Below are 21,626 nucleotides of genomic sequence, written 5' to 3'. Positions count from 1 at the left end.
CCCTCTCAACTCCGCCTTTTCTTAGGGAATGTCACCATGAACGAAACCCAGAGCACCGGCCTGACCCGGCGCACCGTCATCCAGGCCGCGGGAGCCGCCGCGGCGGCCTACTCCCTGATCGGAGCGGCTGCAGGCACCGCGGCAGCGGATGAGGACAGACCGGAGGCCGGCGACCGGCTGGTGATCCACCCCGTCCCGGGCGCACTGCCGATCAACACCACCTACGTCGTCAAGGCCCGCACCCCCGGCGGCCAGTGGAAGCCGGTGCCGGTCCTGCGCGCGGGGACGAAGACCATCAACGAGAAGACCGGCTCCGGCATCATCCGGCACACCTCGGTCGCCAGCCTCGACTTCACCGGCACCGTGGAGGTGCAGGTCACCTGGTCCAAGGGCACGATCCCCTCCGCGCGGATCCGCCCGCTGTCGTACGACATCGCGCACGAGGTGAGCGGCGACACCATCACCTTCAGTCTCACCGAGCCGCGCAACCTCTCGGTCGAGATCGACGGTGACATCTACGGCAACCTGCAACTGCACGCCAACCCGATCGAGAAGAGGCGGCCCGAGGAGGACGACGAGGACGTCATCTACTTCGGCCCGGGTATCCACACCGTCCCGAACAACGTGCTGCAGGTGCCCAGCGGGAAGACGGTCTACCTGGCCGGCGGCGCCGTGCTGAAGGCCCAGGTGTCGTTCAACAAGGTCGAGAACGCCCGGCTGATCGGCCGCGGCATCATCGCCGAGACGGACGGCGGCACCACGGTGGCGTTCTCGAAGAACATCGAGATCGACGGCATCCTCGTCATGAACCTCAAGACCGGCTACTCCTGCACCATCGGCCAGTCGAAGCAGGTCACCGTCCGCAACCTGCACTCCTACAGCAGCGGCCAGTGGGGCGACGGCATCGACGTGTTCAGCAGCGAGGACGTCCTGATCGAGGGCGTCTGGATGCGCAACAGTGACGACTGCATCGCCATCTACGCCCACCGCTGGGACTACTACGGCGACTGCCGCAACGTCACCGTCCGCAACTCCACCCTCTGGGCGGACGTCGCGCACCCGGTGAACATGGGCACGCACGGCAACCCGGAGAAGCCCGAGGTCATCGAGAACATCGTCTTCAGCAACATCGACGTCCTCCAGCACCGTGAACCGCAGGTCCTCTACCAGGGCTGCTTCGCCCTGAACCCCGGCGACAGCAACCTCATCCGGAACGTGCGCATCCAGGACGTCCGGGTGGAGGACTTCACCTGGGGCCAGCTGTTCAACATGCGGGTCATGGCCAACCGGTACAACGCCACGCCCGGCCGGGGCATCCAGGACGTCTACGTCCGGAACCTGACCTACGACGGCAAGAACGCCATCATGCCGATGGTCGTCGGCTACGACGCGGACCGCGCCATCAAGAACCTCACCTTCCAGAACCTGCAGATCAACGGCACGGTCATCCACGACAAGATGCGCAAGCCCGGCTGGTATCTGATCCCGGACATGGTCCCGATGTTCGTCAACGAGCACGTCAAGGACCTCCGCTTCCTGGACGCCGCCACGTCGGCCGCCACCGTGGCACCCGAGATCACCAGCGCGGGCGAGGTGACGACCACCAAGAAGCGGATCTTCAACCACCTCGTCACCGCGACCGCGCTGCCGACGTCGTTCGGTGCCGAGGGGCTGCCGGAGGGCCTGAGGATCGACGAGAAGACCGGACTGATCTCCGGGACCCCGCAGGAACGCGGCACCTACACGGTCACTGTCTCGGCCACCAACAGCGCGGGCACGGCCACCAAGGCCCTCCAGATGACCGTGCAGAACCCGTAAGCCAGGAGTTGATCCGTGCCTTCCTTCAGCCGACGGACGCTCCTCGGCACGGCGGGACTCGCGGCCGTGGCCGGCGGCGGACTGCTGTCCGCCGCCGCCACGCCCGCGTGGGCCCAGGCCGCCGAAGCGGCGTTCGCCTTCGCACACCCCGGTCTGCTGCACTCCCGGGCCGGCCTGGCCCGGATGAAGTCCGCGGTGGCGCAGGGACGCAACCCGATCGCCTCCGGCTTCGCCGCGCTGGCCGCCGACTTCCGTTCCCAGCACACCTACGCCGTCCGCAACACCGGACAGATCACCACCTGGGGCCGCGGCCCCACCGACAACACCAGCCAGGCCGTCACCGACGCGGCCGCCGCCTACCAGAACGCCCTGATGTGGGCGGTCACCGGCGACGTACGCCACGCCGACAAGGCCCGCGACATCCTCGACGTCTGGGCCGCCTCCCTCACCGGCATCACCGGCGCCGACGGCCAACTCGGCGCCGGGATCCAGGGCTTCAAGTTCGTCAACGCCGCCGAGATCCTGCGGCACACCGGCTACGACGGCTGGCCTCAGGAGTCCGTGCTGCGCTGCGAGCGCTCCTTCACCGACGTCTGGTATCCGGCCCTGTCCGGCTACTGCCTGTACGCCAACGGCAACTGGGACATCGCCGCACTGCGCACCATCCTCGCCATCGCCGTGTTCTGCGACAACCGGGTGCTGTTCGAGGACGCCCTGCGGTTCGCGGCCGCCGGGTCCGGCAACGGCTCGGTGCTGCACCGCATCGTCACCGCCGCGGGTCAGGGCCAGGAGTCCGGCCGCGACCAGGCCCACGAACAGCTCGCCGTCGGCCTGCTCGCGGACGCGGCCGAGGTCGCCTGGCAGCAGGGCGTGGACCTGTACGGCTTTGCCGACGACCGGATCCTCGCCAACTTCGAGTACTTCGCCCGCTACAACCTCGGCGACAACTCCGTACCGTTCACACCCGACCTCGACCGCACCGGCAAGTACATCAAGCTGACCGTCTCCGACCGGCAGCGCGGAGCGATCCGGCCGCTGTGGGAGATGGCGTACGCGCACTACGCGGGACGCCTCGGCAAACCCGCCCCCTACACCGAGGAGGTCATCTTCCGGGGCACGGACGGAGCACGCGTGGTGGAGGGCTACCAGGAGGACCACCCGGGCTGGGGCACGCTCACCTACGCCGGGACGGAGACCGCCTCACCCGCCGCGCCGACGGCACCCGCCGGGATCACCGCGGTCGGCGACGACCACGCCGTGACCGTGTCCTGGCTGCCGTCGGCGTGGGCGACCGGCTACACGGTCCGGCGGGCCACCAGCCCGGAGGGACCGTACGAGCGGCTCGCGTCCGGGGTCGGGGCGCCGAGGTTCACGGACCACGACGTCCGCCCGGGACGGACGTACTACTACACGGTCACCGCCACCAACTCCCTCGGCACGAGCGCGGCTTCCGCCTGGACCGCGGCCACCGCCGGCCTCCCCGAGCCCTGGTCGACCCGGGACCTGGGGAACGTGAGGATCCCGGGCTCCGCCGCCTTCGACGGCGAGCGCTTCGTGCTGGAGGCGAGCGGCACCGCGGACACCTACCGGCTGGCGCACCTGCCGCTGCACGGCGACGGTGTGGTCACCGCGCGGATCGTGTTCCCGCTCAGCTCCCAGTACTCCAAGATCGGCGTCACCGTCCGCGACTCCCTCGACCCGGACGCCGCGCACGCCTCGATGCTGATCCAGGGGCTGCCGCTGCACACCTGGAGCGGCGTGTGGAGCGTCCGCCCGTCGGCCGGGGCATCCGTCTCCGGCACCGGCAGCACGCCCGTGCCGCCGTCCCAGCAGCAGGCGATCACCAGCGCCGCGGCGTTCCCGATCTCCGACCTCGGCGCGCTGCCGGAGTCGGCGACCCCCCTTCAGGCGCCGTACGTCGAGGGCGCCGGCGACGGCTACCGGCTGCGGATGCCGTACTGGGTGCGCGTGGAACGCAAGGGCCGACGCTGCACCGGGTCCCTCTCCCCGGACGGCATCCGGTGGACCGAAGTCGGCTCCACCGAGGTCGAGTTGGGGCGTGCGACGTACGCGGGTCTCGTCCTCACCTCCTGCCTGGGCGTCGACGAGGCGTACGCCGAGACCGGCACCGGTGCCTTCGACAACGTCAGCGTGACGTCGTCGGCCACCGGCGAGGTCTGGCACACGCCACGCCCCACGCGTACCGCCACCGACCTGCGGGCGGCCACCGGCGCCGACGCCGTCGAGCTCAGCTGGAGCGACCCGGACCTCTCGGCCACGTACACGGTGCTGCGGGCCACGGACGCGGCAGGCCCGTACACGACGCTCGCGAACGGTGTCGGCCCGGTCGGCTTCGGCACCCGCATCCGGTACGCGGACGCCACCGGCAGACCCGGCGCGACGTACCACTACTCCGTCGTCAAGACCAACTCCGGCGGACGCGGCCCGCGTTCGGCTCCGGCGCACGCCGAGATGCCGACTCCCGCCAAGCCGGAGTTCGTCTCCCAGGACACCGCCTTCGCGAACCGGGGCGACGAGTTCCGTCATCTGCTGAGGGCCGCGCACGAGCCCGTACGGTTCACCGCGCGCGGCCTGCCCGACGGCCTGCGCCTCGCCCCGCGCACCGGCCTGATCTCCGGAACACCCACCGAGAAAGGAGAGTTCACGGTCACGACCACCGCGGCCAACGCGGCGGGCACCGCCACCTCCACCCTCACGCTCACCGTCGGCACCCCACCGCCCGCACCCTGGTCGTACGGCGACCTCGGCGACGTCGTACTCGACGAGCGCGAGCTCGGCGCCTACGGCGTGGTGTACGTCCGCACCCCCGGCAGCACCGCATACGAAGACGGGACCTTCGTGGTGCGCGGTGCCGGAACCGATCTGACCATCAACAACCAGGGAATGACAGGCCAGTTCGTACGCCGCCCGGTCACCGGCGACTGCGAGATCACCGCCCGGCTCGTCTCCCGCACGGGCGCGAGCGGCGACCGGGTGGGCCTGCTGATGGCCAAGTCCCTGTCGCCGTTCGACCAGGCCGCCGGGGCGATCGTCTCCGGCGGGACGACCGCGCAGCTCATGCTGCGCACCACCGTGGCCGGCCGGTCGACGTTCACCGGCAATGGCACGGCCCAACTCCCCAGCCTGCTACGGCTGAAGCGCGTCGGGACCGCCTTCACCGCAGCCCTGTCCACCGATGACGGCGTCAGCTGGACCCCCCTCGCCGAGGGAGAGATCCCCGGCTTCGGCGACGCCCCCTACTACGTGGGCCTCGTGGTCTGCTCCCGCAGCCCCCTGGTCCGCAGCACCACCGAGTTCGACGAGGTGAGCATCACCGCCATGTAGATCCTCCAAGAAATGGAGATGCACGAATGAGCCGCACTTCCCCCCACAGGCACCTCCACACACCAGAGTTGAGCCGCCGCGGTCTGCTGAAGACCGCCGGCGGCCTCACCGCCGCCCTCGCAGTCGGCGGGTCCGCGGCCGTGCTGACGGGCAGCACGGCCGACGCGGCCCCCGCGACCTTCACCCACCCCGGCATGCTGCACAACTGGGGCGACATCAACCGGGCCAAGGTCAGGGCAGCCGCGGGCAACGACCCCTGGCTGTCCGGCTGGAACCGGCTGACCGCCAACTCCCACTCACAGTCCACCTGGACGCCCCGCCCCACGGCCACGATCATCCGTGGCGGCGACGGCCAGAACTACCCCCAGCTCTACAACGACATCCACGCCGCCTACCAGAACGCGCTGCGCTGGCACGTGGGCGGCACCGCCGCGAACGGCGACTGCGCCGTGCGCATCCTCAACGCCTGGTCGTCCACGCTCACCGAGATCACCGGCAACGCCGACCGGTACCTGGCCGCCGGCCTCTACGGCTGGCAGTTCGCGAACGTCGCCGAGCTCATGCGCGGCTACGCCGGGTTCGACCTCAACCGGTTCAAGACGATGATGCTCAACGTCTTCTACCCGCTCAACGACCGGTTCCTCCGCGAGCACAACGACGCCTGCATCACCAACTACTGGGCGAACTGGGACCTGTGCAACATGGCCTCGATCATGGCCATCGGGATCCTGTGCGACGACGGCGCCAAGTACGACCAGGCCGTCAACTACTTCAAGAACGGCGGCGGCAACGGCGCCATCCGGCGCGCGGTGCCATTCCTGTACTCGAACGTCGAGGGCTACGATCTCGGCCAGTGGCAGGAGTCCGGCCGCGACCAGGCGCACAGCATCATGGGCATGGGCCAGATGGGCGCCCTGTGCGAGATGGCCTGGAACCAGGGCGACGACCTGTACTCCTACGACGGCCGCCGCTTCATGAAGGCCGCCCAGTACGTCGCCAAGTACAACCTGGGCATGAACGTGCCCTTCACCACCTACACCTGGGGCAGCGGCCAGAACTGCGCCCAGCAGTCACAGACGGTGATCAGCTCCGCTTCCCGCGGCCAGGTCCGCCCCGTCTGGGCCATGCTCCACTACCACTACAACCGGCGCCTGTACCTCGACGACAGGTACATCTCCCAGATGTGCTTCTCGGTCGCCCCCGAGGGCGGAGGAGGTGACTACGGCTCCACCAGCGGCGGCTTCGACCAGCTCGGCTTCGGCACGCTGATGTACGCCAAATAGGCGCTGAACCGGCTCGTGCACCGGAATACCTCCGAGCGATGTGATGCTCTGATGTGAACGGTGCACGAGCACGGCGAAGGGCTGGTGGGCGGATGACCGCAGCAGACCTGACGGGCCCCGTGGTGAGCACGCCGTACGGGGCGGTACGCGGCCGGTACGAGCATTCGATCGCGGTGTTCCGGGGCATCCCGTACGCCGCACCCCCCTTCGGGCCGCGCCGTTTCCGGCCCCCGGTGCCGCCCGAGCCCTGGGACGGTGTGCGGGACGCGGGCGCCTTCGGGCCGACGCCGCCGAAACCGCCCTACTCGGAGGCTTTCGCCCAGTACCTGTCGGACCCGGTGGTCCCCGGCGACGACTGCCTCAACCTGAACGTATGGACCCCGGAGCCGGGCCCCGGCGTCCGGCTCCCGGTCCTGGTGTGGCTGCACGGCGGGGCCCTGACCAGAGGTTCGTCGTGTGTGCCCGTGTACGACGGACGCACCTTCGCCCGCGACGGGATCGTCCTCGTCTCCCTCAACTACCGGCTCGGAGTGGAGGGCTACGGACTGTTTCCCGACGCCCCCGCCAATCCCGGCCTGCGCGACCAGCTCGCCGCCCTGCGCTGGGTGCACGAGTCGATCGAGGCCTTCGGCGGTGACCCCGACCGGGTGACCCTCTGCGGACAGTCGGCGGGCGCGATCAGCATCGGCGCCCTGATCGCCGCCCCGCAGGCGCAGGGTCTGTTCCGGCGCGCGGTCCTGCAGAGCGGGCCGCCCGAGGCGGCCGAGCGGGACAAGGTACGGCGGATGGTGCGCCGGATGGCAACCCGGCTGAAGGTGCCCGCGACCGCCGAGGCCTTCGCCGCCGTCGACCGCGAGCTGCTGCTGCGCATCCAGGCCGAGGTAGGACGGCTCAGCAGCCCCGTGCTGGGCGGGCCGGCCTTCGGGATCGTCGTCGACGACGACATCGTTCCCCGCGATCCCCTTCAGGCCCTGGTCGAGGGCCGGGTCGCCGAGGGCGTGGACCTGCTCATGGGCTGGACCCGCGACGAGTACCGGCTGTGGCTCGTGCCCGGCGGGCTGCTGGAGCGCGTCGACCGGCTCGGCGCGGTCGCCCTGGCCGGCGCCATGGCCCGCTGCCACTGCGGCCACGGGGTCCCCCGCGGCTACCGGGCCCTGCGCCCCGAGGCCGGCACCGCGGAGATCGTCGGCCAGCTGGTCACCGACCACCTGCTGCGCATTCCGCTGCACCGCCTGGCCGACGCCCGTCCCGGATCGTCGTACGTCTACGAGTTCGCCTGGCCCTCCCTGTTGCCCGGCCTCGGCGCCTGCCACGCCCTGGAACTCGGTTTCGTCTTCCACACCGGCGAGGTGCCCGAGGCGGCCAAGCTGGCGGGCTGGGGTGCGCCGACCGAGCTGGCCGACGCGATGCACCAGGCGTGGGTGCGGTTCGCGGCCGACGGCGACCCGGGCTGGGAGGCGTGGGACGCCACCCATCCGGTGCGGATCTTCGGCGAAGCCGAGCCGGCGGAGGCCGATGATCGGGGGGCGGCGGGGGAGCAGAGGGCGCTGAGAGAGCCGTACACCGTGTACGGCCCGCGCGACCGCGAGCTGGCCCTGTGGACGGCCGACGCCACGGCTCGGGAATCCGCGCCCCCGGCCGTCACTGCCGACGGTGCGGCCGCGCGCCGTGCGGAACTGCGGTCGGTCGCACGCCTGCTCCGTCGCTCGAGCGGCGTCCGTCGGCAGTGACCGAGGCCGGACTACGGGCGACGGGGGCTTCAGCCCACCGCCCGCACCGAGTCCCGCACCACGACATGCGTGCCCAGCAGCAGATGCTCGGCCGGGGCGTCCGCGGTGTGGCCGAGGGCGGTGCGGACCGCGAGGCGGCCCAGTTCCTCGTAGGGGACGTGCACCGTCGTCAGGGCGGGGTGCAGGTCGCGGGCGAAGGGAATGTCGTCGTAACCGGCCAGCGAAACATCACCGGGGACGTCGAGGCCCGCCTCGTGCAGAGCGGTGAGCGCGCCCGCCGCGACCATGTCGGTGGCGGCGACCACCGCGGTGAACTCCAGCCCCTCCGCGAGGGCTTGGCGCATCAGCTGGTGCCCGGAGTCGCGGGTGAAGTCGCCGTGCAGGAGCAGGGCCGGATCGGGGTCGACGCCGCGGGCGCGGTGGGCGGCGAGGTAGCCGCGTTCGCGGCCCAGCGCGGTGCTGTGGTCGGGTTTGCCGCCGAGGAAGAGGATCCGCCGGTGGCCCTGGGCCAGGACGTGCGCGACCAGGGCGTAGGCGCCGCCCTCGTTGTCGTACTCGATGACCGTGACCGGCGCCCCCGGGCCCAGCGGCGGGCGGCCGCACAGGACGAGCCGGGAACCCGCGGAAGCCAGTGAGTCGGCCATCCGGCGGGTGCGCTCGCGGTACTCCGGGGTGTCGGCGCCGCCGCCCACCAGGATCACCGCGGCGGCCCGCTGGGCGCGCATCATCTCCACGAAGTCCAGCTCGTGCCGGACGTCGCCCTCCGTGCTGCACACCAGGCACAGATGACCGAGCCGGGTCGCCTCGCGCTCCACGCCGTGCGCCATGTGCGCGAACGACGGACCGGTGATGTCCTCCAGGACGAACGCCAGCGTGGGCGTCCCGACGCCCGCGACCGCCTTGGCACGCGCGTCGGCGACGTAGTCCAGGTCGCGCACGGCCCGCATCACCCGCGTACGGGTCGCCGAACTCACCGGGTACGCCCCGCCGAGCACGCGCGACACCGTCGACGCGGACACCCCCGCCCGCAACGCCACGTCCCGGATCGTGCTCCGGCTCGCGCTCCCACTCTTGCGCGTCATACCCCACCCCGCCCCTCTCCCCGATCCCTGCGCCCCCTCCGGGAACTGCGGCAACAACGATGGAAACCGGTTCCCGGTGCGGTGAGGCTAGCAGCGCGGAGGGGTCAGGACGAGGTGAGCGGCGGGAGGGGGAAGGGCCAGGACGCCGACGGCCGACGAACCGTCGGTCAGGCCGTCAGCGTGCGCGCGATCGACGTGATCGCCTCCGGCCCCACCCGGCAGCACCCGCCGATCAGCCGGGCCCCGGCGGAGCGCCAGCCCTCGACCTGTTCGGGGGTGAAGGTGGAGCGGCCGCTCCAGGCGCGGGCCTCCGCGTCCCAGCTCTCGCCGCTGTTGGGGTAGACGACCACCGGCTTGCCGGTCACCCGCGCCGCCGTCTCCGCCGCGGCGTCCACGTCCTCGGGCGCGCAGCAGTTCACGCCCACCGCGATCACCTCGTCCACGTCGGCGGCCGGGGCGAAGGCCTCCTCCAGCGGCTGCCCGGCGCGGGTGCGGTCGCCGGCCACGGTGTACGACAGCCAGGCCGGCACCCCGAGTCCGCGCACCGCCCGCAGCAGGGCCGTCGCCTCGTCGGCGTCGGGGACCGTCTCCAGCGCCAGGACGTCCGGCGCGGCGGCCGCCAGCACCTCCAGGCGGGGGCGATGGAAGCGTTCCAGCTCGTTCACCGTGAGCCCGTAGCGGCCGCGGTACTCCGAGCCGTCCGCCAGCATCGCCCCGTACGGGCCGACCGAGGCCGCCACCCACAGCGGGCGCGTGACCCCCTTCGCCCGGGCCTGCGATCTTGCATCCCGCGCCAACTCCACGCTCAGGCCGATGAGTTCGGCCGCCTGCTCGCGGCTGATCCCGCGCTTGCCGAATCCCTCGAAGGTGGCCTGGTAGCTGGCGGTGATCGCCACGTTCGCGCCCGCCAGGTAGTAGGCGAGGTGCGCCTCGATGATCGCCTCGGGGCGCTCGGCGAGCAGCCGCGCCGACCAGAGCTCGTCACTCAGATCGTGCCCGGCCGACTCGAGCTGGTTGGACATGCCGCCGTCGAGGACGACCGTTCCGGCGGCGAGGGCGTCGGTAAGGCTGAGCGGGTTTTCGCTGGTGTCGCTGGTCATGTCACGACGCTAGTCGACGGGGTGGACGGCAGCCGATTGAGTCCAGTAAGTGAACAGGTCGCCCACCATGCGGGATGCCGGGTTACGATCACGCCCTCCCAGCCCCCTCCCACCCGTACGGGAAGCACGATGACCGCCCCCAGCACCACCGAAGCCTCCGACACCGAGGCGAAGCCGACGTCCCCCCGCCGCACCTTCGGCCTCACCGCTGCCACCGCCCTCGTCATGGGCAACATCATCGGCGGCGGCATCTTCGCGCTGCCCGCCACCGTCGCCCCGTACGGCACGGTGAGCCTGCTCGCCTTCCTCGTCCTGTCGGTCGGCGCGGTGCTGCTCGCGCTGCTCTTCGGCAAGCTGGCCCGGCGCAGCCCGGTCACCGGCGGGCTGTACGTCTACCCGCGCGACGCGTTCGGCGAGTTCGCGGGATTCCTGTCGGCCTGGTCGTACTGGACGATGTGCTGGGTCAGCATCGCCGCGCTCGCCGTCGCCGTGGTCGGTTACGTCGACGTCCTCATCCCCCTGCACGGCAATCACGCCCTGGAAGCGGTGGTCGCCCTCGCCGCGCTGTGGCTGCCGGCCGCGGCGAACTTCGCCGGCACGCGTGCGGTCGGCGCGGTCCAGGTGATCTCCACGATCCTGAAGTTCGTACCGCTGCTGCTCGTTGCCACCGTCGGCCTCTTCTTCGTGGACGCCGACAACTTCGGCCCGTTCAACGCCTCCGGGCAGAGCGTTTCCGGCGCGCTCGCCGCCTCGGCCGCGCTGTTGCTGTACAGCTTTCTCGGCGTGGAGTCGGCCGCGGTCAGCGCGGGCGAGGTCCGCGACCCGGAACGCACGGTGGGCCGGGCCAGCGTCCTCGGCACGCTGGCGTCCGCGCTTGTCTACATCCTCGGCACAGTCGCCGTGTTCGGCCTGGTCCCGCACGACCGACTCGTCGACTCCGGCGCCCCGTTCGCCGACGCGGTGAACGCGATCACCGGCGGCACCTGGGGAGGCACCGCGATCGCACTGGTCGCCGTCGCGTCGATCGTCGGCTGCCTCAACGGCTGGATCCTGCTGGCCGCGCAGATGCCGTACGCCGCCGCCCGCGACGGACTCTTCCCGACGCCGTTCGCCCGCGTCGGCAAGGGCGGGGTGCCCGGCTTCGGCATCTGGGCCTGCGCGGTCCTCGGCACGATCCTGATCGCCCTCAACTACACGGCGGGCCCGGACACCACCTTCCGTGTCCTCGTCCTGATCACCACGTTCACCGGCTGCGTCCCGTATCTCCTCTCGGCCGCCGCCCAGCTCTACTGGCTCGCCAAGGGCTCCCGCGCACACATCAGCCCCGCCCGCCTGGTCCGCGACCTCCTCGTCGCCGCCCTCTCGTTCGCCTTCGCCTTCTGGCTGATCGCGGGCGCCGGCTATGCGGCCGTCTATCAGGGCGTGCTGTTCCTCTTCGCCGGTATCCCGGTGTACGTGTGGCTGCGTGGACGCCGGGAGGCCAAGGAGCTGGGGGAGACCCGCCAGGCGGACAGTGAGCCTGGCGCGGCATGCCAGGCGTCGACCGGTCGGTGATGCCCCCTGTACATCACCGACCGGTCGACGCGGACCAGGGGTCACCCGCGCGCGGCGTGCCGTCCGCTGCGCCGCCGTCCGCGGCGGGTGCGACGCGTCGCCGGGACCAGAAGGCCGCCCAGCATTCCGGCGGCGAGGACATACGGCCACCGGCCCAGCCCGGAGTCGTCGGCGGCGCTCGCGGCGCGCGTGTCCGGTGTCGACGCGTCGGATGCGGGTGTGTCGGCGGCCGGGGACTTTGACGCGCTCTTGGTGGCGGCGGCGGTGAGGACAACGTCGTTGCCGTCGCCGCCCCGGTAGGTGATGCGGTAGACAGTGTCGGCGAGCTTCACCCTGGCGCCCTCGCGCAGGCCCTCGAAGGCGCCCTTCGTCGTTCCCCGGCCCTTGTTGTCGAGGACCGTGATCTTGCGCTCCGGGTCCCTCCCGGCGGCGGACAGGTCGAGGTCGCCGACCAGCCGCACCGCCCCGCCGGCCACCTTCAACGGCTTGGCGCCCAGGACCAGTTGACCGGCCGCGCGCTGCGTGAAGCCCCCGGTCACCGTGAGCCCGCCCGTGACCACGCCCTCGTTGGTCACCGCCCCCTTCACCGTGCCCTTGCCGGTGAGTGTGGTCGTCACCCGCAGCCCCGACGCACCGACGTCCAGCCGCGCGCCCGCCGACGTCAGCCGGATCGCCCTGCTCTTCGTGAGCGTCGCCCCCGAGCGCAGCGCCAGCGTGCCCTTCCTGACCGTCGTCGTGCCGGTGTACGTCACCCCGTTCCCGGCCAGCGTCGTCGTCGCCGCGCCCGACTGCACGAACGCCCCCGAGCCGCTGACCCGGGACAGCGAGGTCGGCGTCGACGCGTTCCGCACCACGAGCGTCCCGTCGTTCACCACCCGGCACAGGTCGCCGTCCATCCACAGCGAGCCGTCACCCTGCGCCGACCCCAGCCGCAGCACCGCGCCCTTCTCGACGGTGGTCGAGCCGTCGTAGTACTGCTTCGCCGCGAAGGTCACGTCGTTCCCGCGCGTTCCCGCGATGACGACATCCCCGACGCCGGGCGCGGCCAGCGTGTCGTGGAACCGGCCGCCGCCGATGGGGGCGCCCAGCGTCACCGGCCCGTTGTAGTCGAAGGTGAGCAGGGAACGCGACCGAGCCGCCAGCAGGTTTATGTAGACCGTCTCGGCGGTCCCCGGCATGAAGATCTTGTTCGTCGTGCCGTCGCCCCACTGGACGTTCGCGCCCTTGATATTCGTGCCGCGCTTGTTGACGTTCTTGCGCGCGGGCGTCCAGTTCAGGGCGGGGTCGCTGAGCGAGGGGTCGGTGTCGCCGCCCTGGTCGGACCAGCTGTACTGGCCGGTGAGGACGACCTTGCTGCCCGGCCGCGACTGGACGTTGATGTCGCTGCCGTACTCACGCTGGTAGAAGTCCATGCCCATGGTGACGGTCCGACCCAGCGGGGTGTCCACGGTGTACGTGCCCTGGTTGAGGATCTTGCGTACGTTCGGCAGCGACGTCGCGAACTCCGGCCGTCCGGCGTTGACCTGCGTACCGTTGTCGATCACCCCGGAGAAGGGGTGGGTGCCCGACAGGTCCCAGGTGCCCCAGAGGAACCTCGGCTGGGTGATCAGCCCCGAGCCGCTGATGGTGCCCAGGTTGTAGGCACTCTTCAGGGACAGCCGGAGCGTGCCGTCGACGCGGATGTTGTCCTGGTTCAGCCGGAACGCCGGGGTGTTGTACGGGAAGTGGCCGATCAGCCCGCTCGTGCCGCCGTTGCCGTACTGGAGGGTGGCGCCCCGCTCGACCGTGACCGCGGGCGGGTCGGGGTCGGTCGTCGTGACGTACGGGTGGTTGCCGCCGAGGACGCTCACCTTCTGCCGCCGCCGGGACTCGGGCAGCGTGAAGTCACTGTCCCTGGTGAGGATCAGCGTCCCGCTGCCGCGCACGGTGAGCGTGCCCTCGCCGCGGAAGACGCCGTCGTACGTCGTCGTCCCGGACGGGACGGTGACGACCGTGTCGCCGGTGAGCGTCACGTCCCGGTCCGCGAGCACGTCCGCGGTGACGTCCCGCGGGCCTGCGGCCGCCGCCGGGGGAACGGTGACCATGAGGGCGACCGCCGCGAGGGCGCCGGCGGCCGCTGCTGTCCTGTGGATTTGGCTGCGCACCTGGGGGAGACGGCGGGAACCGGCGGCCGATAACAAAAACTTGCGCCTTCAATCTCCCCGTTCTTTTGTCCCCCCGGACCCGTTGACCTCCTCGTAACACACCTTTACCTTTTCGGCGTTCGGAATGACAGATGTCGTACGAAATCTCGAACCGAAACCTGTGAGACGACCGAGAGGCAGTCCGCATGAGCCGCGCCGACGACCTGCCCCCCACCCCCGACCGCCGACTGGTGCTGAAGGGTGCCGCCCTCGCCGCGGGTGCCCTGGCCGCCGCACCCGCAACGGCCCTGGCAGCCACCCCCACCGCGAAGCCGAAGGCAGCAGGCCCCTACGTGAATCCCCTCGTCCCCCACCGCGCCGACCCGCACATCACCCGCCACACCGACGGCTTCTACTACTTCACCGCCACCGCCCCCGAGTACGACCGCATCATCCTGCGCCGCTCCCGCACCCTGAACGGCCTCACGACCGCCGCCGAGTCCGTCATCTGGCGGGCGCACCCGACCGGCGACATGGGCGCCCACATCTGGGCGCCTGAGATGCACCGGATCGACGGCAAGTGGTACATCTACTTCGCCGCCGCGCCCGCCGAGGACGTGTGGCAGATCCGCATCTGGGTCCTGGAGAACTCCAACCCCAACCCCTTCCGCGGCACCTGGGTCGAGAAGGGCCAGATCAAGACGGCCTGGGAGACCTTCTCCCTGGACGCGACCACCTTCACCCACCGCGGCACCCGCTACCTCGCCTGGGCCCAGCACGAGCCCGGCATGGACAACAACACGGCCCTGTGGCTGAGCAAGATGGCGAACCCCTGGACCCTGACGGGCCCCCAGGTCCGGCTCTCGACCCCCGAGTACGACTGGGAGTGCATCGGATACAAGGTCAACGAGGGCGCGTACGTCCTCCAGCGCAACGGCCGCGTCTTCATGACCTACTCCGCGAGCGCCACCGACCACAACTACTGCATGGGCCTGCTCACCGCCCCCGCCGACAGCGACCTCATGAACCCGGCCAACTGGTCGAAGTCCCCGACCCCGGTCTTCACCACCAACGACACCACCAAGCAGTACGGCCCGGGCCACAACTGCTTCACAGTCGCCGAGGACGGCCGCACCGACGTCCTCGTCTACCACGCCCGCCAGTACAAGGAGATCAACGGCGACCCGCTCAACGACCCCAACCGCCACACCCGCGTCCAGACCCTGGGCTGGAAGCCGGACGGCACCCCGGACTTCGGCGTTCCCGTCGCCGACACCGCGCTGCGGCGGGGGGCGTGAGATGAGACGCGCGTACGCGATCCTCCTCGCGCTGTGCTGTGCCCTCGCCGGTGCCCTGGTCACCGCCGCCCCGGCGAACGCCGCACCCCAGACCGTCGCCAACGGCACCCAGTTCACGGACACCTCCGGCAACCCCGTGCACGCCCACGGCGGCGGGATCATCAAGGTCGGCTCCTACTACTACTGGTTCGGCGAGCACCGCAACGCCGACAACACCTTCCGGTACGTGGACGCCTACCGCTCCACCGACCTGAAGAACTGGGAGTTCCGCAACCATGTCCTGACCCAGTCCACCCACCCGGAGCTCGCTGTCGCCAACATCGAGCGGCCGAAGGTCATGTACAACGCGTCCACCGGCAAGTTCGTGATGTGGATGCACAAGGAAAACGGTTCGGACTACAGCGAGGCCCGCGCGGCCGTCGCCGTCTCGGACACGGTCGACGGAAACTACACCTGGCAGGGCAGCTTCCGCCCGCTCGGCCAGCACATGTCCCGGGACATCACGGTCTTCGTCGACACCGACGGAACCGGTTACATGGTCTCCGCCGCCCGCGAGAACTACGACCTGCACATCTACCGCCTGACGAGCGACTACACGGGCATCGCGACCCTGGTCGCCGACCCCTGGCACGGCGGACACCGCGAGGCCCCGGCGCTGTTCAAGCGCAACGGGGTGTACTTCATGCTGACGTCGGGCGCCACCGGCTGGAGCCCCAACCAGCAGCAGTACGCGACGGCCACCAACCTCGCGGGCCCCTGGTCGGCGATGACGAACGTCGGCGACTCGACGGCATACGGCTCCCAGACCACGTACGTCCTTCCGGTGCAGGGAAGTTCGGGCACCTCGTACCTGTACCTGGGCGACCGCTGGGGCAACTCCTTCGGCGGCACCGTCAACGACTCCCGCTACGTCTGGCTCCCGCTGACCTTCCCCACCTCGACCTCGGTGTCGATGTCCTGGTCCCCGGAGGTCACCATCGACGCGGCGGCCGGGACGATCAGCGGGACGAGCGCCACGTACGACACGCTCATCGCCCGGCACAGCTCCAAGTGCGCCGACGTGACCAGCCAGTCGCTGTGGCAGGGCGCCCAGATCAAGCAGTACGACTGCAACGGTGGCAACAACCAGAAGTACTGGTTCAAATCCGTCGGAAGCGGTTACTACCGGCTGATGGTCAGGAACAGCTCCCTGTGCGTGCAGGAGAACGCGAGCACGGTCACCCAGGAGAACTGCAACGCGTCGGCCACCAACCAGCAGTGGTCGCTCACCACCACGGGCAGCTACGTGAACGTCAGGTCCCGCGCGACCGGCGAGTGCCTGGACGTGTCCGGCGCGTCCACCGCCAACTCCGCCGCGCTCATCACGTACACCTGCAACGGAGGCACCAACCAGCAGTGGACGCGCGGGACATGACCGTCTTCGGGATCAGGCCAGCAGATCGATCGCGTCGATCGACGTGCCCGCGCTGAGATAGCCGGTCGCCCCCGAGCCGCTCACCACATGGATCTTCAGCGTGTTGTACGCGCCGGTGTCCGTCAGCCAGGCGGACGCCGGCACGCTGTAGGTGAACGTGTGGTTGTTGCCCCGGTATGAGCCGTTGGTCAGCGACCGCGTGTTCGGCTGGGTGGGCGGCGAGGGGATCGCCGACGTCCAGGTGTCGTTGACGACGACCTGCGGCCGGCCGTTGGCGTAGGCCGTCGTCACACCGATCCGCAGGGTGTGCGCGGCGGCGGCCTGCGCGGCCGTCAGCCGGAAGTACACGATCAGCCCGCTGTTGACGTCCTTCCACAGGTAGCAGGGGAAGGCGGACGTCTCGCTGCCGCCGCCGATCACCACGTTGCCGGTCCAGGAGGCGGCCCGGACGTCGGACGGATGCGCGTACGTCATCAGGTCCGCGTTCTTGAAGCCGCTGGGTGTGCCGTTCCAGTCGCCGATCCGCCAGATCGCGCTTGCGTTGCTCGGGTCGTTCGACGACGGGATCGCGATCGTGTTGAGGGTCGTCGTCGCGCCCGTGCTCACGGTCACCGACGAGGTGTACACGGCGAGTTCGCCCTTGAAGACGGTCAGCGTGTACGTCCCCGGAAGGATCTCGCCGATGGAGAAGTAACCGTCCGAGGCGCGCGCCGAACCCCAGTACTGCGCCGCCGAGTTGGCCAGACCCACCGTGTACGGGTACGCCGTGTCGCGCCCGCTGATGCCGACGCCCGCCACCCGACCCCGGCCCGCGGCGCCCACGTACCCGGAGATTCCGAGCGAATCCGCCCACGGGGTGGTCAGCGTGCCCGGGAACAACGCCGAGGACGGTGCCCCGCCGTCCGTGAAAGCGATGACGTACGGCCCCTGGAGACCGAAGCGCTGGGCCTCCGTCTGGTTCTGGCCGTAGTAGAGGATCTCGTACAGACCGCCGCCGTCCGCGCTCTGGTGGCGCAGGAGGGAGCGGTAGAACGGGCCGCCGGAGGCCTTCTCGTGGTTGCTCCGCACGATCCACAGGCCGACGCCGCCCGCCGTCCAGCCGATGTAGTCGTAGTCCATCACCCGGAGCTTCGAGTAGTGCTTGGAGCGGGTCTGGCCGTCGGACTTCGCGAACACGTCCGAGGCCTCGATGGCGGTGGGCGCGTAGGTGTAGGAGTCGGGCTCGTCGTTGAGGAACAGGCCCTTTCTGACGCGCAGGATGTAACGGGTTGCCGAAACCGAGGTGTCGGCCTTGTTGGTCCACAGGTAGATGTTGTTCTCGCCGCTGCGGGCCGCGTAGTAGTGCCTGAGCGTGCCGTACGTGACGGAGATCAGGATCGTCGAACCGGACTGCCTGATCGTCACGGTGGAGCTGCCGAGGCCGGACTCGATGTGCGAGTTCATGCCGCCGTAGCCCTGGTACTCCGCGCCACGGTAGACCAGCGAGGTCAGATCACCGTTGGTCTTGCTGACCTTGAAGACGAGGCTGGCGCCGGTGTCGACGACGTAGTTCGAGCCGTCGTCGCTCCAGCCGAAGGCAGCGGCGGACGCCGACTGGGCGAGCGGGCCGGCGAGCGCCGCCGTGCCGGCGGTGGCGGCGGCGCCGAGGACGAAGGTGCGGCGTCGGACCGGTCGGTTCACGGATCCGGACATGGGGGTGCCTCCTTCGGGAGGTGCGGGGGGTGCGGGTGCATCGCAGGGTGACAGTCGAACCGAATTCGCGAAAGGGCTTTCGCAGAAGGATCGTCGTCCGCCCCGCGAAATCGAGTTCAGGGACTAGAAAGCGCTTGCCGAGAGCGGTACGGTCCAGCCGCTGGGCCTTGTCGACCTGTCGGAGGAGTCGCACATGAGACGTTTCCACCTCGCCGTCCTGGCGGCGGTCACCCTGAGCGCCGGCCTGACGGCCGTACCGGCCCACGCCGCCCCCGAGGGCGACTCGGGGGCGGCCAACTGCACCGCCACCACCTGCCACTTCGACGTCCCGCCCGGCACCTACGACGTCCAGGTCCTCCTCGGCGGCGAGACGGCGTCCAGCACCAGCATCGGCGGCGAGACCCGGCGCGCCCTGCTCCCCGAGACGGCCGTCGCGGCCGGTGAACGCGCCGCCCGCAGCTTCACGGTGAACGTCCGCACACCCGAGGGCGAGCCCACCGGCTCCGACGGCACCCCCGGCCTCGACCTCGCCATCGGCGGCTCGGCCCCCGTCCTCGCCGACATCCGCGTCACTCCTGCCCGGCACGCCCGGCAGATCTTCCTCGTCGGCGACTCCACCGTCTGCGACCAGCCCGGCGACCCCTACTACGGCTGGGGCCAGCAGCTGCCGCAGTACCTGCGCAAGGGCCTGTCGGTCGCCAACTACGCGGATTCCGGCGAGAGTACGGTGACGTACCTGTCCGACACCCGGCTCTGGGCCACCGTCCAGCCGCAGATCCGCTCCGGCGACCTCGTGCTCGTCCAGCTCGCCCACAACGACAAGACGACCGACGAGCCCACCTACCGGGCCAACCTCGAGGCCCTCGTGGACGGCGTCCGCGCCAAGGGCGGCCGGCCCGTCCTCGTCACCCCCATCGTGCGACGCTGGTTCAACGCCGACGGCACCCTGAACAACGGCACCGCCCTCCTCGTCAACGGCCTCGGCGTCGACCACCCGGCCGTCATCCGCTCGGTCGCCGCCGAACGCGACGTCCCGCTGATCGACCTCACGGCGAAGACGAAGGCGCTGGTGGAATCGCTGGGCGTCGAGGGCTCCAAGGCGCTGTACCTCTACAACGAGAAACGGGACAACACCCACACCTCGGTGCGTGGCGCCACGGCGTACGCCGAGCTGGTCCGTGATGAACTCGTCGCCCAGCATCTGGTGCCCGAGGGCAAGGTGAGGGTGGGATAAACCCCTGGGCCGCCCTGACCGGAACCGGGGCGGCCCAGGCCCAGGTGGAAGGAAACCGTTTCCGATGGATCTGCCCAAGGACGACCGCGCCCTCAGCCCGCACACCGGCTACACCCGCGCCCACTGGGAGGCGGCGGCGGACGCCCTGCTCGCCGCGGTGGCGCCGTACGCCACCGAGGACCACGCCCTCTACCACTTCCCCGGTGACCGTCAGAGCTGGTCGGGCCGCCTCTCCGACGGCCTGGAGGGGTACGCCCGTACGCTGCTCCTCGCGGCCTTCCGCAGGGACGAGACCGCGCTCGAGCGGTACGCCGACGGACTCGCCGCCGGGGTCCGCGGCGTCTGGCCCCGCATCGAGGACCGCAGCCAGCCGCTCGTCGAGGCGGCCTCCATCGCCCTCGCGCTGCGACTGACCAGGCCACTGCTGTGGGACCGCCTGGACGACGGCGTACGACAGCGGGCGGCGGCCTGGCTCGGCGACGCGCTGACCGCCGAGGCCTGGCCCTGCAACTGGGAGCTGTTCCCGGTCACGGTCGCCGGTTTCCTCCAGGAGATCGGTCACGAGGCCGAGGCGTCCCGCGACGCGATCGACCGCGGCCTGGAACGGATCGAGAAGTGGTACGTCGGGGACGGCTGGTACACCGACGGCGACGGCCGCAAGTTCGACTACTACAACGGCTGGGCGATGCACCTGTATCCGGTGCTGCACGCGTGGCTGGCGCAGGACGCCCGGCTGCTCGACCTGTACGGCGGCCGGCTCTTCCGCCATCTCGACGACTACGCCCGCCTGTTCGGCGGCGACGGTGCCCCCATGCACCAAGGCCGGTCGCTGACCTACCGCTTCGCCACGACCGCTCCGCTGTGGCTGGGCGCGCTGACCGGGCACACGCCGCTGTCGCCGGGGGAGACGAGGCGACTGGCCTCCGGAGCGCTGAAGTACTTCCTGGACCGGGGAGCCGTGGACTCCCGAGGCCTGCTCACGCTCGGCTGGCACGGCCCCGACTCCCGCGTCCTGCAAGGCTATTCGGGCCCCGCCTCACCGTACTGGGCGAGCAAGGGCTTCCTCGGCCTGCTGCTCCCGCCCGACCACGAGGTGTGGACTGCCGCGGAGGAGCAGGGCCCGGCCGAGCGCGAGGACGCGGTCACGGCGATCGCCGCCCCCAACTGGCTGCTCCAGTCCACGCGTTCGGACGGCGTCGTCCGTCTCCACAACCACGGCAGCGAGGACGCCCGCTACGACCCGTACTACACGCGCCTCGCGTACTCGACGGTGACGGAGCCGTCGGCGTCGTACGACAACAGCCTGATCGTCGGCGACGACCCGAGCCGTACCGGCATCGAACCGCTGGGCGTCGGCGAAGGGTGGGCGGCCTCGCGGCACAGGGCGTCCTCCGGCGCTCGGGTGACGAGCGTTGTGCTGACACGCGGCGCTGTGGAGGTGCGCGCCTTCCTTGTGGCGGGGGCGGAGCCCGGCACCCCGGTGCGGGTGACCGGGTGGGCCGCGCGGGACGGTGTCCGGGCCGAACTGCTGCCCGCCGTCGGCCTCGACGACGACCTCACCGGCGTCACGGGTCAGGAGGCCACCGTCTTCGTCGCGCTCGCCCGGCTCACGGCCGAGCAGGATCCCGTTCCGCTGAAGGAGACGGTGTCCGTGCGATCGGACGGCGAGGGGGAGGTGCGGGTCCGCTGGAGCGACGGGCCGGAGGTGGGCGTGCGGTTGGGTGACTCCGGAGGGGGCGAGTGGCTCAGCGTCGCGGCCGGGGCGGACGAGTGACCGCAACGAACGTCGCCAGGGCCGCCGCGGTCCAGAGTGCGTAGACGGCGTACTCGGCCCACAGCGATTCGGAGTCGGGCACTACGGCATACGCGAGCCGGTCGACGCCCCAGCCGACCGCCAGCGCGGCGGGACGATTGTCATCGCCCCGGCCGCTGGAGGACGAAAGAGTCCGGGGA

The 21,626-nt window shown here is 70.8% G+C and carries 13 protein-coding genes; 9 read left to right on the top strand and 4 right to left on the bottom strand.

Annotation, left to right across the window (positions count from 1 at the left end; all coding sequences use genetic code 11):
- The first annotated feature begins 36 nt into the window (after window positions 1–36).
- The 4 genes from ACKTSN_RS10435 (at window position 37) to ACKTSN_RS10420 (ending at window position 8,176) form a co-directional block, all read left to right on the top strand.
- Complete coding sequence (locus tag ACKTSN_RS10435) at window positions 37–1,818, top strand: putative Ig domain-containing protein (RefSeq protein WP_409468839.1); 1,782 nt, start codon at window positions 37–39, stop codon at window positions 1,816–1,818.
- A 15-nt stretch (window positions 1,819–1,833) separates the two neighbouring features.
- Complete coding sequence (locus ACKTSN_RS10430; RefSeq protein ID WP_409468838.1) at window positions 1,834–5,163, top strand: alginate lyase family protein; 3,330 nt, start codon at window positions 1,834–1,836, stop codon at window positions 5,161–5,163.
- Window positions 5,164–5,189: 26 nt separating this feature from the next.
- The gene (locus ACKTSN_RS10425) at window positions 5,190–6,446 is read left to right on the top strand and encodes an alginate lyase family protein (protein ID WP_409468837.1); all 1,257 of its coding nucleotides are present in this window, start codon (window positions 5,190–5,192) and stop codon (window positions 6,444–6,446) included.
- A 92-nt stretch (window positions 6,447–6,538) separates the two neighbouring features.
- Window positions 6,539–8,176, top strand: coding sequence for a carboxylesterase/lipase family protein (locus ACKTSN_RS10420; protein ID WP_409468836.1), 1,638 nt, complete (start codon window positions 6,539–6,541; stop codon window positions 8,174–8,176).
- 29 nt (window positions 8,177–8,205) lie between these two features.
- Here the strand turns inward: ACKTSN_RS10420 and ACKTSN_RS10415 are convergent, their stop codons facing one another.
- Complete coding sequence (locus ACKTSN_RS10415; RefSeq protein ID WP_409468835.1) at window positions 8,206–9,258, bottom strand: LacI family DNA-binding transcriptional regulator; 1,053 nt, start codon at window positions 9,256–9,258, stop codon at window positions 8,206–8,208.
- Between the two features lie 167 nt (window positions 9,259–9,425).
- Entirely contained in the window at window positions 9,426–10,358 is a 933-nt protein-coding gene (mmuM, locus tag ACKTSN_RS10410) for a homocysteine S-methyltransferase (RefSeq protein WP_409468834.1), read from the bottom strand.
- Between the two features lie 129 nt (window positions 10,359–10,487).
- Between mmuM and ACKTSN_RS10405 the strand changes: the two genes are divergently transcribed.
- The gene (locus tag ACKTSN_RS10405; protein ID WP_409468833.1) at window positions 10,488–11,912 is read left to right on the top strand and encodes an amino acid permease; all 1,425 of its coding nucleotides are present in this window, start codon (window positions 10,488–10,490) and stop codon (window positions 11,910–11,912) included.
- 41 nt (window positions 11,913–11,953) lie between these two features.
- Here ACKTSN_RS10405 and ACKTSN_RS10400 read toward each other — a convergent pair whose 3' ends face one another.
- Complete coding sequence (locus tag ACKTSN_RS10400) at window positions 11,954–14,056, bottom strand: autotransporter (protein WP_409468832.1); 2,103 nt, start codon at window positions 14,054–14,056, stop codon at window positions 11,954–11,956.
- A 185-nt stretch (window positions 14,057–14,241) separates the two neighbouring features.
- Between ACKTSN_RS10400 and ACKTSN_RS10395 the strand changes: the two genes are divergently transcribed.
- Window positions 14,242–15,333: a glycoside hydrolase family 43 protein gene (locus ACKTSN_RS10395; RefSeq protein WP_409468831.1), complete on the top strand. Its 1,092-nt coding sequence runs from the start codon at window positions 14,242–14,244 to the stop codon at window positions 15,331–15,333.
- A gap of 1 nt (window position 15,334) precedes the next feature.
- On the top strand, window positions 15,335–16,747 hold the full coding sequence (locus ACKTSN_RS10390; RefSeq protein ID WP_409468830.1) for an RICIN domain-containing protein: 1,413 nt from the start codon (window positions 15,335–15,337) through the stop codon (window positions 16,745–16,747).
- 12 nt (window positions 16,748–16,759) lie between these two features.
- Here the strand turns inward: ACKTSN_RS10390 and ACKTSN_RS10385 are convergent, their stop codons facing one another.
- Window positions 16,760–18,439 carry a rhamnogalacturonan lyase B N-terminal domain-containing protein gene (locus tag ACKTSN_RS10385; RefSeq protein WP_409468829.1) on the bottom strand — a complete coding sequence of 560 codons (1,680 nt, stop codon included), beginning with the start codon at window positions 18,437–18,439 and terminating at the stop codon, window positions 16,760–16,762.
- Between the two features lie 193 nt (window positions 18,440–18,632).
- On the opposite strand from ACKTSN_RS10385, the gene ACKTSN_RS10380 reads away from it, so the two are divergent.
- Together ACKTSN_RS10380 and ACKTSN_RS10375 are read left to right on the top strand one after the other, a co-directional pair.
- Window positions 18,633–19,673 (top strand): rhamnogalacturonan acetylesterase, encoded by a 1,041-nt coding sequence (locus ACKTSN_RS10380; protein WP_409468828.1) that lies wholly within the window; start codon window positions 18,633–18,635, stop codon window positions 19,671–19,673.
- Window positions 19,674–19,737: 64 nt separating this feature from the next.
- Window positions 19,738–21,447, top strand: a complete 1,710-nt coding sequence (locus ACKTSN_RS10375) for a DUF2264 domain-containing protein (protein ID WP_409468827.1) — start codon at window positions 19,738–19,740, stop codon at window positions 21,445–21,447.
- Window positions 21,448–21,626 lie beyond the last annotated feature (179 nt).

It is taken from the genome of Streptomyces flavusporus (assembly GCF_046267975.1).
Classification (GTDB): Bacteria; Actinomycetota; Actinomycetes; order Streptomycetales; family Streptomycetaceae; genus Streptomyces; species Streptomyces flavusporus.
Note: the sequence above shows the minus strand (reverse complement) of the source record. Positions and strands in the feature narration are given on the sequence as shown.